Origin of the sequence: Paenibacillus sp. 102 (genome assembly GCF_039549175.1) — a bacterium.
Classification (GTDB): domain Bacteria; phylum Bacillota; class Bacilli; order Bacillales; family Bacillaceae_G; genus Bacillus_A.
The window spans coordinates 528978-544777 of record NZ_JBCGHT010000003.1; the positions used below are offsets into that span (position 1 = coordinate 528978).

The following is a 15800-nucleotide window of genomic DNA, read 5'->3' on the forward strand; positions in this document are numbered from 1 at the left end:
AGAATCCTCTCGTTTTTGGATACGGAAAAACAAATTCGATATCCTCATCCTTGTAACGGCGGAACCCGGGTCGCATACTCCTAATGTTTCAGCGTACCTCTCCTAAGTCCATTCGGTATAATTTATCGTACTGGATCGCACCAATCCCAGCTCTCTGCAACGCATCAATTAAACGTACTCTTCTTAGTCAACGATTTTTTATTATTTAAATTTAATTATGATATTATCGAACTCTTTTTATTTTGTCAACAATAAATAATAGGAAATTCAATCTTTCTGAACAAGTTAATCAATTTATTCATTCTTTTATCATTAATCCTATATTTTAATACCGGTTTTTTCTTGTTCTGCAATCGGGCCATTTTCTTTAATAAGAAAAGGAATTATTAAAAGTAAATCGAAGCTTTAAGTTATTCAAATAACGGAGCTGTTTAATGTGATAATGAATAATTAATGAACTAAGTAATAATAGTATTTTAAGTACAAGATTAGCTTTATTTTTTCAATCTTCTTGTGTAATCAAACAAATTTTTCACATTAATAAAATCTAATTATAAAGGAGGCCAAAGTTATGAAAATTTCTAAGGGAATAGAGATGCTGCACCTTGAATTTCATGGGAATAGTATTCATCCAACCCTTTTATGGGATCAGGAAATGGCTATTTTAATAGACACTGGATTCCCTGGACAAATTGAAGATTTACACGTAGCAATGGATAAGGTAGGAGTGTCGTTCGATAAACTAAAGGTTGTGATTTTGACGCATCAGGATATAGATCATATAGGCAGTCTTCCTGAAATATTGCAGAATTGCGGAAGGAATATTAAAGTTTATGCTCACGAACTAGATAAGCCTTATATCCAAGGGGATTTACCTCTTTTGAAAGACGGGCACATAGAGAATCCACCGAAGGGAAAAGTGGATGATACCTTGATTGACGGTCAAGAACTGCCGTATTGTGGCGGGATTCGTATCATCCATACTCCAGGGCATACTCCAGGCCATATCAGTTTATATTTGAGGCAAAGTAAAACGCTTGTTGCCGGGGATTCGATGTACAGTGTAAACGGAACACTGGGGGGGATTCATGTTCCAACCACTTTGGATATAAAGGCTGCTCGACAGTCTTTGAAGAAATATTTAGACCTAGATATTGAATCCGTGATTTGTTACCACGGAGGATTAAGTAAGGGAAATATTAATGAGCAAATCCAAAAATTATAGAGGATACTAATAACAGATGATTATTTATTGAGGCGTTGTTGCTAAACGGGTGTGAAGGTTGAAAAATAGTTGTTCCTTTTGGGTAGCTCTATTTTATCTTTTTCGTTCTTCAACAATACTAACAGTCAATATAAGGTCGGCATTCTTCAGCAAATGGGGGCCATTGTGGAACAATACAAACAGAATATGATCAAACTTTTTTATAAAGAAATTTCCTAATTACATTAAATAGGAGCATGTTTTGAACAATCTTTTTCAATGACATGCTCTTTGTATTTTCTCTTTTATTAAGGTTATTAGCATCAAATTAATCAAACTGTATTTTAAAGTTACAAGAAACCAATCATATGTCTCACCTTTATTTACAACTATAGGTTTTGTAATAAAACCTAGCTGGTTTTCGATACCATACAAATCTGATTGATGGCTTGTCTCCCCACCTATAATCCAATTCATGTTCTTTAATATTATTTTATACATATTAAACTATATTTTTAACATACAATAACAAATCTAATATATATAAAAACAGAGGATAAACGCCCAGTTATTGAACATATTATCCTCTATTCATTATAGTCTATTTAAATCGTATAAAAGGGGATTGCGTTTTTAAATATTTGTCTAGAGATATCCTCTATGCATTATAACGATTTCTTCTTCGTTCCATCCTTGTTTGACCTTGTGATGTTTCCATTTCATGATGGTGATTATCTGGTTGTATTGTATGATACAGTGATGTTCTTTCTTCATGATTCGGTTCATACGTACGTGTTTCTTTTGAGTTAGAAGATTTTTTACTGAACTTTGGCATCTTCACTTTCAATCTTGGTAAACTAGGAATGCGAATTTTAAATTTCGGTTTGATTCTTTTCTTTTTTTGTTTGAATAGATTTGTTTTTTCTTGTTTTTCATTGATACTACCACGTTTTAGCATGTTGGCAAACAACCCACCAAGTATAAATCCGACTACTAATAAGAGTAGATACAATCGTTCTGAAGTCAATAAGTTCATCATACTTCCAAGAACAGTTAATGATTTGGCTTGTTTCACATCCCATAATAAACCGCCCCATAATGCCAATAATCCTATAGTAATTGCATAGGTACGAAATCGGAGTATAAGTGGAATCACGGCAACACATGCAGCGATTTTGGCATTTGCTAGCAAAGAACTAGTTGTTACATATTGATCCCAAATCGCCAACAAGAACGTGATAAATATTGTGTAAGCGAGCCAACTACATATTCGTGAATACATTCGTTTTGCATAATAGCTTCCAAAACTCGTGAAAAACAACAGTCCTCCTAAATAAAATGACAATTCAAGAGGAATTTGTTTCATAATACCTGCAATTGGGAACAGGAAGCTGAGTACCATTAAAAGCACATCAAGTTTCTTCAAAACTCTCATCCCTTTCAGTTTTCTATCTTTTTTCTATATAACAAAGCAAATTTTGTTGTTTTTAGCATATTCCTCACTTCCACCAAATTATAGTGTACATGCATGCGAATAATAACATTCCTAAAAAACATCTTAATCCTATTAGTACTAAAATGTAAACAAAAAAACAAAATGATAATTGACAATAGAGATCTAGATTTGTATAAAGAAATGACAAATCCCGCTATTTGTAAATTAGCGGGATTATCAAATTATCCTATTGTACATCTAACGTACTTTCTCATCTTCAAAAATGTGATGGACAAGAGCGCGACAACTTGGATATACCTAATTTATATGATTATACTTCTCCCTCACAACGCAGCCACTTCGCATAATAGAATTTATTATTTCTCATTTACTCCCAAAGCCTCACGTGCCATCTCCATATGTGCTTTCTCCTTCGTTTGTAGCGCAAACAATCCAATCATTACCGGATAAGCAGCGCCAAGTTCAATAATATGTTCAAACATTCTCGGCCAAACTTTTCCTCCTGCTTTTTCATATTCGTTTAATAATACTTTCAAATTATCCTCTCCAAAGATTGTGAGATACAGAGTGAAGTCAGTAGCCGGATCCGTTACTTTCGCTTCTGTCCAATCTAACAGACCTGTTACTTTGGTATTTTCATCAACTAAAATATGCGGTGGATGTAGATCCCCATGAACAAATGCAGAGTGCTTTGGCCAATACGATTCATCCCCAAGCCATGTTTGCCAACGCTCCCATAGTTCATCTGAAACTCCAAGTTGTGATTTTATTTGATGCATTCTATCTATTAACAATTGCTTTGCTTCAGCAGGTTGAAGAATTTCAATGCCATACTTAGTTGCCTCATTATGATTAATCGAATGCAAAGCAACGAGAGATTCTGCTAAAGATCGAACAAATGTTATAGATGGTGGGTTATTTTGAATATGCCACACATAATTTTGTATTTCTAAATCAATCACTGCTGCAGGATTCCCCTTTACTAATGGATACGCAATTAATTCTGGTGTGTTGATTTTCCAATTTGGTACTGCAACAGGTACATATTTTTGAACAAGCTCAAGTATTTTTCCTTCTAATGCTCCTCTTTCAATGACGTCTGGTCTTCTTGGTTTCCGGAGAACCCATGAAACGCCCCTCTCATCAGTAGCAAATACAACTTGAAAGTCCATTCCTGATTCATTTAATTCAGCGCTTTCTTTATTCAATTGTAAATCATTCTTTTCAGCGATTTTTAAAATTTCTTCTATACTTTTCTGTTCATTTGCATTTGTCATAGATAAACACTCCTCTGAAATTCTTCATATAAGTACAGAAAACACAGACTGGGTGCCCGTGTTTTTGTAAACGGAATGAGCTCTCACAAATATACTGTCCCTATTTTCATTTCGATTTTCCTTGCACCCAAGTAACAATATCATTTATAACATACTCAGGGATATTGGCAGGACTATAATATTCATCCGGTTTACTTAATTCCCCATCTCCTTCTGTAAAGAAATGATTTAACTTTGGATAAAGTCGATAATCAACGTTATCTCGCTCTTTTAATTGTTCTTTCCAGAGAGGAATTTCGATTTTTGATTGAACTTGATAGTCTCTTTCTCCTTGAATAATAAGAAGCGGTGTCTTTTGTTCTTTTGACATTTCTGCTGCCTTAATTTTACGGATAGAATCCCAAAATACTGGTGAGCCTAAATGAAAATCTTTTGGAGGGTTTTTGCTAGAAAAATTAGGATCATTTAATAATGCAAATTGCGCCTTGTAAAATTTATATTCTTCAGGTTTCATTCTACCGATAGAATACAAGTAATCAAACTGATCTAAAACAACATCCTGGATCGTACGAGCTGGTCCTCCCATCACAATTGCCCCAGCAATATTTTGATTTTGATCCTTTTCAATCATTTTCGGAACCATCATTCCACCTTGACTATGACCAAGGATATAAATTTGATTCTTGTCTACCATTGATTCATTTTGAAGAAAACGTGTGGCAAAAAGTGCATCGTCTGTTGTCTCTTTATCGACTGTATAAAAAGGGCTTAATTGTGTTTTTAAGCCATGTTCATACGTTCGTTTATTGTAACGAAGAACAGCTATTCCTTTTGAAGCAAGACCTTCAGCTAGATCGCGAAATGGTTTTAAGGCAAACGCCGTTTCATCCTGGTCGCTTGCCCCAGATCCTTGAACAAGAATAACGGCTGGGAAAGGTCCCTCTCCCTTTGGAACAGATAATGTTCCTGATAATGGAAACGCGCCACTCCCGACTACAACTTCTTTTTCAATAAATGATTCTGGCTTACTATATGATGGGCGCTCTGCAACAGGACTAAACGACATGCTAAGTTGAAAATCATCTATTTTTCCAGATGGATCTAATTTTATTAGTAAAGGCACAATAAATTGTTCAAAAACTAATCCAATCTCTACATTTGTATGAATGGAATTTGTCTCTTTTTGTTTTACCTCTCCAATTCCCATAAAAGAACCTGCTTGTAATTGCAGGGGAAGTCCCTTCCAATAACTCTCCAGCCATTTTTCAGATATTATCTTCTGTAAAGGTCGAGAAGTTAAATCAAATGCAGATTTATAATTTTCAGTATGCATATAACGGATAAATGTAAGAGTAGTAGATATAACAGGGTTTTCATCATCAGCATTGTTTATTTCTTTTATATTTGTGTTTGTTTCTTTGAATGTTGAGGTAAATTGATGGTTGAATGGATTATTATATGTATAGGGATAAAAATTTATTTTCAATGCATCTGTATTTCCCCTCTCATATAGACTTGGAGAAATCGCAAAATTTTTGGGTGGAATTGATTCTGCTGCGTATGAAACTGTGGGAATGCTTATTGCACAAATTGTACTAACGAGTAAAATCTTGTTCGTTATCCGTTTTCTCGTTTTCATATTTATTGACTCCTTTCAAAATTAAATTCTTTTAATACAACATTCCAAGCATTATAAGGAAAATAAAAAATATCAAAGAGATTAATAAACTTCTTTACGCCCCCTAACAAAGAATGTGATTATTATAAACAACCTTCAATAAAAACTACCTTCTTCCTTCTTTTTATTATGTAATTTTTTAATAATATATAAGCATCTAATTAGTGAAATTGATTTTTCTAAAACTAGAAATTATTATTTTCGTACAAAAAAATGACTAAACTAAGTTAGTCATTTTCTATACTATTGCATGCTTGATGAGAGACATATCTTTTTCTTATAAACTTACATCCTCTACTTGTTTTTCTACTGGCCATTTTTCTAATGTGTAAGCCATCTCCCAAAATGAATATTCATATTGACTGCTAATTACAAAATGCTGTTTCATACGCTTGCGATCAGCTTCTGTTACTGTTTCTGCAATAGCATCTAATCTTGCAATTTGCTCTTCTACTAAAGTACGGAACCAGTCAGAACCATATGCAGAAATCCATTCTTGGTAAATTGGTTCTTCCGGTTTACATTTCTTAAGTCGTTCACCAATTTCATAATAAAGCCAATAGCAAGGTAAAATGGCTGCGATAACATCCCCAATATGTCCCTCATATGCAGCGCGATACATATGTGATGTATATGCATAAGCTGTCGGTGCAGGAATGAACGATTCTTTTTCTTCTTCTGTAATTCCTAGTTTTTTCGCAAAATTCTCATGCAGTGATAATTCAGCTTGATATGTATTTTGTGCATGGTGCGCCATACGAGCTGTCGTTTCTAATTCAATCGCTTTTGCTGCTCCTAACGATTGAACTCTTGCAAAATGACTTAAATAATATGAATCTTGCAGAACGTAATAGCGGAAGTTAGCTAAATCTAATGTTCCAGCTCCTAGCTTTGTGACAAATGGATGATTAAAACTTGCTTCCCAAATCGGATTAACTTCTTTACGTAATAACTGTGAAAATGACATTATAGGCCCTCCAATTAACGTTTTGATAATAAAGAATGAAACAAGTTTCTTAACGAATTGCTCGTTAACTACTAGACTACTGGGATCTACTTCAAATAGGTGCGCAAAATAAAAAAGCTTTCTTTACACACACGTAAAGAAAGCAGACTGGACATCATCAATATTGTAAAAATATCATTTTCTGTCACTTCCACTTCCCTACGCTGGTATTACCCAAATCAGGTCCTAAGAGTTTCAAAAATATTCGTTGATCTCAGCCTTTAAAAGGCCCCCCTAGTGGATAGATATATAAAACTATTTAACTTTGATATTAATCATAACATATTCTAGAATACTATCAAATAGTATTTGTAAATTCAGCACTTATAATATAAAGGTGCACAAATGTTATCTATCTTCTTCTACTAACCTCTTAATTTGCTCCTTCACATTCGAATCACAAACACCACCGTGATAACAAATTACTCTATCGATATCAAATTCTAAAAATCTTCTAAGCGATTCTGTAGCTGTTTCCATATCTGGTGTCGTATGCGGAACTGGCCCTCTTAGTTTTCCATCAACGCATACCATCGCGTCACCCGCAATTAATGTTTTATATTTTTCACTATATAAACTAATATGTCCGGGAGTGTGCCCTGGTGTATGAATCACTTCAATGCCTCCGAAAAATGATAGTCTTCCTCCGTCTTCTAATGTCCGATTTACTTTTGCATTCGGAGGATTTTTATATAGAAATTGCATAACCTCTGGAAGTGCCTCCCATTGGTCTTTACTCATTTTACTTGGATCCGTTTTCATTAAATGCGCTTGTCCTTCAATATACGGCTTGTCTAATTCATGTGCGTATACTTCAATAGAATGGTCTGCCTTCTGCTGTATTTCAGGAAGACTTCCAATATGGTCTATATCTTGATGGGTTAAAATAACTGCTTGTAATTGCTCAAAAGGCACACCAATACCAATCATTGCATCACGAATCCCTTCTAATTGGCCTGGCATACCAGTATCGATTAATATAGCTTCTTTTTCATCCCAAAGTAACGTGGGATTTAATTCGAACTCTTGAATTTTTAATTTTAACACCGCTAGACCGTCTTCTATTTTCATATTACACGTCTCCCTCGATACATAAATTAGTGAAGTTATTTCACTTACTAAAATGTATCACGCTAAGGATAATTGTTCAAATGATTAATTTTTTATTATAACATAAAAATATTTATTTGTCAAGTTATTTCGTCTGGTTCACAACTATTTTTTTCATCAAACATCTTTTCGATACAAATTAATTAAATCTTTCAGAGCTGCAGCTGCTGCTCCTCTCGGGCTTGAAGCTCCCCCAGTCGAAGTAACTTTTCCCATCGCATCAGTATGAAAAGTGATTCCTTTTTCTGTTCCATTCACATGAGCCAGTGGATGTTCTTTCTCTATTTCACGCGGGCATACTTCAAGTTTCAGATTTCCTGAATGATCTTTATATGCCGCTCCAATTAGTTTTATAGATTTACCTTGTTCTTTCGCCTTCTCTATATCTTGTTTTGTAACATCCTCTATCCCATTTATACTTACGTAATCAAGAGAGTATTCTGACTGAAATAGACTATTCGCTAACAATAATAATTTACAGGCACTATCCATTCCGCTTACATCTAATGATGGGTTTGTTTCAGCGATTCCCTTTTGCTGTGCTTGATGCAATGCTTCCTCGAATGTTACATCTTCTTCGTACATCTTTGTAAGAATATAATTTGTTGTTCCGTTTAAAATACCTTCTATACGTTCAATTTGGCACCCTGCTAAACTAATTTGTCCAATATCTAATGTAGGGAGGGCCGCTGCAGTTGCACCGCTATAACGAATACGTACGTTTGCTAGTTTTGCTTTTTCATTTATTTCTTTCCACGCAGTAACAAGTGCGCCTTTAGAAATAGCTACTACATCCATATGGTTTTCAATCGCTGTTTCAATGTATGTTCTTCCTGGTTTACCAGTTTGAAGATTAGTTGGTGTTGATTCTATTAATACAGTACCAAGAGGAAGTTTTTCACTTTTATCAAGTGGATGTGGTTTGATATATTTTTCTAATGCATAAGAACCAGTACCATAAGTTAATAATTCTTCAATATGTAAGCCTTTGTCATTATAAAGATTGACTGTACTCCCAATAATTCCAGTAAAGATCAGTTCGATGCCGTACATTTCTTTTATATAGGAAGTTTTCTCAAATACCAATCTTGCAAACTCTTTTCCAACAGCTCCATATCCAGATATCACCATATTAACCCTCATATTATCACCTCAAACTATTATGCTATTTTAATGTTAACTCCATTATACTCCAAAGGTACGAGGTAATTCATGAATTGAAAACTCCCTCGAAATATTTGGAGGGAGTTTTTATCTTTCAACATAAATATGAAGACAGTTATTTTGGTAAATTGGATAACTTTTCAGCAATATCTCGATAAAAAGCATGAATATCAGAAAATCCTAACGAATCCGAAATACTCAGTCCTACCATATCAAGGTGATCCCAGTTTTGTTTTGTCTCAATATGATTCCATTTTCCAAGCTCCGCTGCGCCATTATTATTTATAATTGTATCAGTCGATGGTCCTACCATTGAGTTTGTATTCACTACACCATCATTTTGCCACCAAGATGAATTGATGAATGTACGATTCTGTTCATACCTTGCATATGATCCTAAGAAAACCGCATTTCCCATTAATGCCTTATTCATGGTAAGGTGCGGAAAATGAAGCCCTGTTATAGGGGCTGCCTGTGTGGCATGTCCACTGTAAGAAAAATAATATACATCTGGTTGTGCTTTTACCCAGTCATTCAGTTCCTTTGCTCCATCTGTACTTAAATCCCATTGACTTATATCTTTCGTATCCTTCAAAATAGAACTATTTAATACACGGTTTGAATATTGATAAAATGATTCTCCCGCTTTCTTTTTAATTCCCCATTGATCTAACTTAAAATCATATAATGCTAGATTATTATTTTCTCCAATTCCAGCTGTTGCGACGAGTAATTGCTTTACAGCAGGCAAAAGTAGACTTCCATCCGCAAGAGTTGTCCCGTTGTGAGGGGTTGCCAATGTCGTTACACTATGAACGTATGATTTTCCCCCCTGAAACAACGGAGACATTTTCACATCCGCATGTTCTTTTGCATACTCTCTTTCTTCTTGATTTCCTTCTTTCAATAATTGAACGAGCGTACGTATCGTTTGACCACCCATACTATGTCCTACTAAATGAACCTTATTTGTCTCACTCCAATTTTGAACAAACCCTGAATATGTTCTCCCATATCGATCGTGTCCATGCTTTTCAGCATGAGCTGTCCCATAATCTACTATTCCACCATTAATTTGAGCATATAACTCACATGCACGATCCCAATTACTTGATAACGGTCCAACAGCGGCAGTATATACATTGTATCCATCTCTCTTTAAGTTTTCTTGTATATCATGTACACCGCCCCAATACTTTACACCCAATAATTCATCTCTGCCCCATCCTGTAAAGCCATGCACTAAAATAATAGGATTGTTATTTTGCTTTCCTTCCTCTGCTTGTGTTGGCATCGGTAGCATTACACTCGAAGCGATAAAGCATAAAATTAATAATCCCCAAAATAATCTTTTCATTTTACATCCCCTTTTCTTTTTCTCCTTTTAAAATAAAACGCTTTCATTTAACTAGATTTTATGTAATAGAAAAAGATCCACAAAGATATACCTCCGCAATTTGCAAAGGTTATATAGTGTGGATCTCCAATTCTCTATCACATGTATTAACTTAAAAATACTGTAAACTATATTGTTTGAATTGTCCATCAATTATGCAGTATTACATAGTTGATAAATTTTTATTGACTATTCTCTTGTTAGCTCTCATCCTCAAAAGTAATAAATTTCACCGATATTAATTTATGAAAATCTTTGACTTGTCTTTTTAACTTTAAATATTCAATTACAATTGTATTATCTGTTGACATCTTAGGTTTTTCATATCCTAATGACTTTTTGAAGCGAATGAGTTGCAATTTTGTTTCATTAGCTTTTATTTCTTTATATACATCATTTTCCGCAACAATAAGGTACCATTGAGATTTGTAATCACGAGAGTTTCCAATCCAAGCATCGCTGTCATATGAAACAGGTATCTCTTTACTGTTTAAATCGATACTCGTAATATGATTTTCATCTTTATGCGTAAATATTAGCGAACTCCCTTTAGGAATATCCGGTAATTTTTTTATTGAAATAGAATCCGAACGATTATTTACATCATTCGTCCGCAAAATTTTAGCTTTTATCATAGCTTGAGCTGTAGATTTATCTATAATGAGTACTTTATTTTCATCTACGGCACCCGTTTTTACTTCAAACACCTCTTTTTCCTTTATATTTTCTTTATAACGTTCAAAAATAGGTAAAGTATATTGTTCATCCCCAATCATTACGATCCCGTTCGCAGGCTGTTTATTTTCTTCAGAGAAAGAACAAGCACTTAGGCTTATGACAATCAGGACAATTAATATAAAAAAAGATATTGTTTTTCTCATTATGACTCCTTTCATTGTCTAAATTAATTTTCAAGTATACTCATTATGGTTATTTTCCGTTTACCTTTGATACAATCAAAACTTAATAGTCATATTTTACTGATCCATAGTCCTATAAAGTTTTTGTAAGTAACGCCAACGAGTCATAAAGAAATACAAGATTTGTATACATACAAATGAAATTAAGATGATAATTGAACTATTTAAAATAGAAAAATCCACTAATTGTTGCAGTGCGGTATATGCGACTGCAGTATGAATTACCGCAACAACAATTGGTAAAAAGAACATGATTAACAACTGTTTTGTTACAACACCTTTTAGTTCTCGCTTACTTAATCCCATTTTTGAGATCATTTTATATTGTTGTTGATCCCGGTCTAAATCTGTATATAAACGGAAATAAATAAAGCTCGCTGCAAATGTAAAAAAGACAATTCCCACTAAAACACTTGCCATAAGTAACAATCCATTTGTTTGTTTCGCTTGTAACCACTGCAATGTTAGGGCCTCGAAATAAAAACTACGCTCTCCACTCTCTCTACCCAGTATGCTAATTAATTGATGTGAAATTTCCTTTGTTCTCATCCAATCATCTACAACAAATCCGTAAATACGCTCTTTAGAGAACGTGATATCCTCACGAGCAATGAATGGAACTTTATCATATACTTGGTCTTGTACTGCAATTAAAGTATTTCCTACTTCATGTGGTAGAACTAAGTTCTTTACAGCTTTCTTTACATGAAATGTTTTCATCCAATCCCCATGAATCACTTCAATTTCTTTTTTAAATTCACCATCTTTAAACTCTTGTTTTTGTGCTATCCATCCTGGGACTAACAAAATCTCATCTTCTCTATCAAGCGTTTCCCTTTGAAAACCAAGAGCTTTCGCAAGGTCATTATATTCACTTAATTTCATAACAGAAACATTGCTTTCTGTATATTTAGTAGAGGCAGAGCCCATTCGATAAGGAATATTTGCCTCATTAAGAGATTTCTTAATTACAGAAAGATGCTCATTTTCCATCTTATTTTCTTCAAAACTCATATACGTAAATGTATACGGATTGGTCATTCTTGACAGTTCTTTATTTCCAAGTGCAGCGGTAGTTCCGATTGCGGTGAACGCGACTGCCGAAATGATAGACACAATAAAAAACATCGTTGCATTATCTTTCATTCGATATATTAGCTCTGAAAACGTCAATATATTTGTTTTCTTTAAAAATAAAGATTCTCGCTTTTTGGCAGCTTGCAACAGAAAAACACTGCATTGTGTATACAGAAAATAAGTACCGATTATAACCAATAACACACCTAATCCTAGTAACGGAAAAGAGATAATTCTTCTAAAGTTAATATAAAGTACGATTCCATATCCAGAACTGATACTAACAAATGATAGAAGCGATAAAATAATAGAAGCTTTCGGTTCAGGTTTTGGTTTTTCTTCTGCTTGAATGAGTTCCACAAGCTCTGTTACTTTTATCATTTTAAAAGTAAACAATGATACAATTAAAAATAAGAAAAGAAATGTAATAACAGTTAATAATACTGCTTGAGTTGGAATATAGAAAGGTAATCCATTGTTAATCATTAAAATACTCGCACTAATGAGTAGTACCAATTTGGAAAATATAAGGCCGATCATAATGCCTATAAAGATTGAACCAAATCCAATTAACATATTTTCAATGAGCACTAACTTTTTCAACTGTCTTATAGACATTCCTTGCATCATTAAAATGCCAAACTCTTTTTTACGTGTTTTTAAAAATGAGCTTACTGAATATAAGATAAAGAAAAATGAAAACACAAAAATCAAGCTTTGTGAGATCTTAAATCCAATTGTACCAAGTTCACTTATCGTTTCACTTGTCGATTTTAACTCACCAGTTAAATCAGGGTGAAATAATAAAAGCGCATATGTAAAGAAAATCATAATAGAAAATGTACTGCTTAAAAAATGAGCGGCGTATGTCCGTTTATTACGGAAAACATTATTAAATGCGAATTGACGAAAAGTCATGTCTTTTCCCTCCTAACAACGAGAGAACATCCATAATTTTTTGATAAAAAGCTTGTCTACTTTCACCGCAATAAATTTCATTATACAATTCACCATCTTTAATGAAGATAACGCGACTACAATAACTTGCTGCATATGGATCATGAGTAACAAGCATCATCGTTGCATGTTCTTTCTTATTCAGTTCTTCTAACATACTCATCACATCATTCGAAGACTTAGAGTCTAAGTTTCCCGTAGGTTCATCCGCTAATAATAATTGTGGCTTATGAATGATTGCACGAGCAATTGCGGTTCGCTGTGCTTGACCACCTGAAATTTCATATGTTCTTTTATGCAAAATATCGAGAATGCCTAATTTTTCTGCAACCTCTCCCACCCGCTTATTCATTTCCTTTACAGACATCCCGTCTAACGTCATCGGCAACACAATATTTTCTTTTACAGTAAGCGTACTAAGAAGATTAAAAGACTGAAAAACAAATCCTAGCTGTTGTCGACGGAATAACGCTAGTTTTTCAGATGACAGCTGAAAAGGATTCATACCATTTATTAAAATGTTTCCTGATGTTGGTGAATCAATCGTAGATACCATATTTAACAATGTTGTTTTCCCACTACCAGACGGTCCCATAATACCAACGAACTCGCCTTCTTGAATAGATAAATCAATATCAACAAGAGCTTTATAAGGAACTTTCCCCTTATATACTTTACTAATTCCTTTCGCCTGCAATATTTCCATATCACATTCTCCCTTCATTTATCCTGCTTAGTTTGAAGTGTAAAGGAGTTATCTTACATCTCATATTGATTCGTCTTTCATTTACCTTACAACTTTGTAAGATTTCTAAAAAAAGCTGATGAAAAAGTTTATTTCATCAGCTTTTTATGAGATATAGAAAATAATTCGTACAGTTGTACCTTTTTCAACTTCAGAATGTATTTCTACTTTATGTCCTAACTGTTTCACAATTTCATATACGAGGTATAATCCCATCCCAGTAGACTCTTTGAAATCTCTACCATTTTCTCCTGTAAAGAAAGGTTGAAACACACGTGGCATATCTTGTTTTGGTATACCTACTCCAAAATCTCTTACTTCTAAGGTGACAGTCTTATCTACATTATATGCTTTTATTATAATTTTTTCTCTACTACCGGCTGAATACTTAATTGCATTAGATAAAATTTGACCAACTAAAAATCGAAGCCACTTCGCGTCACTTTCTACAACGATGTCTTTTTCTATTTTGACTTCTGGATATACAAAATTCCGAATAAAAAAACGCTTATGTTCATGTATTGCTTCGTTTACTAAATTATATAATTGCACTCTTTCTACGTAGAAATCTTGTGTGAAAGTTTCTAGACGCGCAACATATAAAGCCATTTCTAACCCTTTTTTTAGTTTATCTGCTTCTTCGTTAATACTCTCAAATCGAGGGTCAACTTCATCTTGTGTCATTAATTCAATAACAGATAAAGGTGTTTTCATTTGATGAATCCATTGATTCATAAAAGTCAAATGCTCTTCATTTTTGCGTTCCTGCACTTGTAACTGATTCTGGTAGTGCCGATATTGTACTTCTAATAACTCATGTAATGCAGTTGACAAAGGGGAAAAGTCAGACTTTTGTACAGATTCATCTAATGATTGCATTGGGTTTGCTAACCTTTCATAAAAAGACTTATGAGCAAAATAGCGATATAATAAATAGGCAAGTAAAAAACATACTCCTAAAAACATTGCATAAAGCGCGGTGGTTACATGGCGATAGCCATCAAACCAATACACAAGAAAAATAGCGATGAGCTGGAAAGCTGTAAAACATAAAAGCGGAATATGTTCTCGCAGAAACAGTTTTATCATTTTCCCCCACCATTTTCCCATGTAATATGTAAACGATAACCAACACTTCGAATTGTTTCAATCGCCTCTCGAATTCCTAATGCTTGGAGTTTTTTACGAACACGCGTTGTGTTGACGCTTAACGTATTATCATCAACGTAAGATTCACTATCCCAAAGCTTATTTAATAATACTTCCCTACTTACAACACGCGGATAATTTTTCATTAGCATCTCTAACAAAATTGCTTCATTTCTTGTTACATCAACTTCTTGACTGCGCAATTGTAATACTAAGCGCTCTGGAAACAAAGTAAGTCCTTGCTGCTCAATCATTCGCTCTTCTATTTTTGGTGCATAATCTCCATATGCACGTCTTAGTTGACTACGAATTTTCGCCATTACAACTTCATAATGAAACGGCTTTGGTATATAATCATCCCCGCCATTTTCTAAAGCCATGACTTGATCCATCGTACCTTCACGAGCTGAAATAAATAAAATGGGACACGTAGAAACAGCGCGAATTTGCCTACACCAATAATAGCCATCAAAACTTGGTAAATTAATATCTAATAACACCAAGTCTGGTTTTGCTTGTAAAAAAATATCTAATACGCGTTGAAAATCGACGATAACAATTCCTTGATACCCATATTTTTCGATGTAAGAAGATAATAATTCTGCGATTTTAGGATCATCTTCCACAATCATAATTTTAACCATTTGCTAATTCCTTTCTT

At 34.0% G+C, this 15800-nt stretch carries 13 protein-coding genes, 1 riboswitch and 1 other annotated feature (1 of these 15 only partly in view); of the genes, 1 reads left to right on the forward strand and 12 read right to left on the reverse strand.

Annotated elements, in window-relative coordinates; all coding sequences use genetic code 11:
* Positions 1-200 (reverse strand) — a binding site (T-box leader) (it extends 65 nt beyond the left edge of the window).
* Between the two features lie 371 nt (positions 201-571).
* Positions 572-1225 carry an MBL fold metallo-hydrolase gene (locus AAIE21_RS11915; protein WP_343266957.1) on the forward strand — a complete coding sequence of 218 codons (654 nt, stop codon included), beginning with the start codon at positions 572-574 and terminating at the stop codon, positions 1223-1225.
* 637 nt (positions 1226-1862) lie between these two features.
* On the opposite strand, the gene AAIE21_RS11920 is transcribed toward AAIE21_RS11915, so the two are convergent.
* The 12 genes from AAIE21_RS11920 to AAIE21_RS11975 all read right to left on the reverse strand — a co-directional run bounded on the left by AAIE21_RS11920 (position 1863) and on the right by AAIE21_RS11975 (position 15783).
* Complete coding sequence (locus AAIE21_RS11920; protein ID WP_343266958.1) at positions 1863-2630, reverse strand: DUF3959 family protein; 768 nt, start codon at positions 2628-2630, stop codon at positions 1863-1865.
* A 386-nt stretch (positions 2631-3016) separates the two neighbouring features.
* Positions 3017-3937, reverse strand: coding sequence for a macrolide 2'-phosphotransferase (locus tag AAIE21_RS11925; protein ID WP_343266959.1), 921 nt, complete (start codon positions 3935-3937; stop codon positions 3017-3019).
* Between the two features lie 106 nt (positions 3938-4043).
* Positions 4044-5576, reverse strand: a complete 1533-nt coding sequence (locus tag AAIE21_RS11930; protein ID WP_343266960.1) for an alpha/beta hydrolase — start codon at positions 5574-5576, stop codon at positions 4044-4046.
* Positions 5577-5892: 316 nt separating this feature from the next.
* Positions 5893-6582, reverse strand: a complete 690-nt coding sequence (gene tenA / locus AAIE21_RS11935; RefSeq protein ID WP_343266961.1) for a thiaminase II — start codon at positions 6580-6582, stop codon at positions 5893-5895.
* 178 nt (positions 6583-6760) lie between these two features.
* Positions 6761-6867: riboswitch (TPP riboswitch) on the reverse strand.
* 102 nt (positions 6868-6969) lie between these two features.
* The gene (locus AAIE21_RS11940; RefSeq protein WP_343266962.1) at positions 6970-7692 is read right to left on the reverse strand and encodes an MBL fold metallo-hydrolase; all 723 of its coding nucleotides are present in this window, start codon (positions 7690-7692) and stop codon (positions 6970-6972) included.
* Between the two features lie 156 nt (positions 7693-7848).
* Positions 7849-8874 carry a homoserine dehydrogenase gene (locus AAIE21_RS11945; protein WP_343266963.1) on the reverse strand — a complete coding sequence of 342 codons (1026 nt, stop codon included), beginning with the start codon at positions 8872-8874 and terminating at the stop codon, positions 7849-7851.
* Between the two features lie 136 nt (positions 8875-9010).
* Positions 9011-10198 (reverse strand): esterase/lipase family protein, encoded by a 1188-nt coding sequence (locus AAIE21_RS11950; protein ID WP_343267007.1) that lies wholly within the window; start codon positions 10196-10198, stop codon positions 9011-9013.
* Between the two features lie 293 nt (positions 10199-10491).
* Positions 10492-11172 (reverse strand): lipoprotein BA_5634 family protein, encoded by a 681-nt coding sequence (locus tag AAIE21_RS11955; RefSeq protein WP_343266964.1) that lies wholly within the window; start codon positions 11170-11172, stop codon positions 10492-10494.
* A 96-nt stretch (positions 11173-11268) separates the two neighbouring features.
* Complete coding sequence (locus AAIE21_RS11960; protein ID WP_343266965.1) at positions 11269-13206, reverse strand: ABC transporter permease; 1938 nt, start codon at positions 13204-13206, stop codon at positions 11269-11271.
* Positions 13181-13951: an ABC transporter ATP-binding protein gene (locus tag AAIE21_RS11965; protein WP_343266966.1), complete on the reverse strand. Its 771-nt coding sequence runs from the start codon at positions 13949-13951 to the stop codon at positions 13181-13183. Before AAIE21_RS11965 ends, AAIE21_RS11960 begins: the two co-directional genes overlap by 26 nt.
* Positions 13952-14095: 144 nt before the next feature.
* Entirely contained in the window at positions 14096-15079 is a 984-nt protein-coding gene (locus AAIE21_RS11970) for a sensor histidine kinase (RefSeq protein WP_343266967.1), read from the reverse strand.
* Positions 15076-15783, reverse strand: a complete 708-nt coding sequence (locus AAIE21_RS11975; RefSeq protein WP_343266968.1) for a response regulator transcription factor — start codon at positions 15781-15783, stop codon at positions 15076-15078. The genes AAIE21_RS11970 and AAIE21_RS11975 overlap by 4 nt, the downstream gene beginning before the upstream one ends.
* Positions 15784-15800: the final 17 nt, after the last annotated feature.

Excerpts from the sequence above, each read along its gene's own strand:
- AAIE21_RS11915 (WP_343266957.1), top strand. The coding sequence starts at position 572 with ATGAAAATTTCTAAGGGAATAGAGATGCTGCACCTTGAATTTCATGGG.
- AAIE21_RS11925 (WP_343266959.1), bottom strand. The coding sequence starts at position 3,937 with ATGACAAATGCAAATGAACAGAAAAGTATAGAAGAAATTTTAAAAATC.
- AAIE21_RS11930 (WP_343266960.1), bottom strand. The coding sequence starts at position 5,576 with ATGAAAACGAGAAAACGGATAACGAACAAGATTTTACTCGTTAGTACA.
- tenA (WP_343266961.1), bottom strand. The coding sequence starts at position 6,582 with ATGTCATTTTCACAGTTATTACGTAAAGAAGTTAATCCGATTTGGGAA.
- AAIE21_RS11940 (WP_343266962.1), bottom strand. The coding sequence starts at position 7,692 with ATGAAAATAGAAGACGGTCTAGCGGTGTTAAAATTAAAAATTCAAGAG.
- AAIE21_RS11945 (WP_343266963.1), bottom strand. The coding sequence starts at position 8,874 with ATGAGGGTTAATATGGTGATATCTGGATATGGAGCTGTTGGAAAAGAG.
- AAIE21_RS11950 (WP_343267007.1), bottom strand. The coding sequence starts at position 10,198 with ATGCTACCGATGCCAACACAAGCAGAGGAAGGAAAGCAAAATAACAAT.
- AAIE21_RS11955 (WP_343266964.1), bottom strand. The coding sequence starts at position 11,172 with ATGAGAAAAACAATATCTTTTTTTATATTAATTGTCCTGATTGTCATA.
- AAIE21_RS11960 (WP_343266965.1), bottom strand. The coding sequence starts at position 13,206 with ATGACTTTTCGTCAATTCGCATTTAATAATGTTTTCCGTAATAAACGG.
- AAIE21_RS11965 (WP_343266966.1), bottom strand. The coding sequence starts at position 13,951 with ATGGAAATATTGCAGGCGAAAGGAATTAGTAAAGTATATAAGGGGAAA.
- AAIE21_RS11970 (WP_343266967.1), bottom strand. The coding sequence starts at position 15,079 with ATGATAAAACTGTTTCTGCGAGAACATATTCCGCTTTTATGTTTTACA.
- AAIE21_RS11975 (WP_343266968.1), bottom strand. The coding sequence starts at position 15,783 with ATGGTTAAAATTATGATTGTGGAAGATGATCCTAAAATCGCAGAATTA.